The following is a 461-nucleotide window of genomic DNA, read 5'->3' as shown; positions in this document are numbered from 1 at the left end:
AAACAAACCCAACTACTGGGGCGTATACGATATGCACGGCCTGATTTGGGAATGGACTGAAGACTTCAACAGCAGCCAACTCTCAGCCGGTTCATCCAACACCCAAATGTTCTGTAGCGGCGCATCCGTAGGCTCAAGCGACCCATCCAACTATGCGGCTTTCTTGCGCTACGGCATCCGTACCAGCCTGCAATCCAAATATGTTTTAAATAACTTAGGCTTCCGCTGTGCAAGCAAATAAAGTTTAGTTTTATCACCAAAGCAGCTTTGGCGGTACTGGAAGGTATCGCCGCTTTTTTTGGCCGTCTGAAAAGATGTGGCGCACAAAGACAAATTGTGGCATAATCCGCCCGTCTTTATAAAAAGGCACTTAGGAGTTTGCTTAGGTTGTTTGGCTTGGCAAACTTGTCCGAACCTGAAAAGGTTCTTTTATTTTCGGAGTTATCCATCATGGCATTGAC

At 46.4% G+C, this 461-nt stretch carries 1 protein-coding gene; it reads left to right on the top strand.

The window, feature by feature from the left end; all coding sequences use genetic code 11:
* The coding region (locus ACTHUR_RS20315) for an SUMF1/EgtB/PvdO family nonheme iron enzyme (protein ID WP_440400599.1) at nt 1-241 on the top strand (241 nt) is incomplete at its 5' end.
* Between the last annotated feature and the right edge of the window lie 220 nt (nt 242-461).

It is taken from the genome of Neisseria sp. P0021.S007, assembly GCF_051956855.1.
Note: the sequence above shows the minus strand (reverse complement) of the source record. Positions and strands in the feature narration are given on the sequence as shown.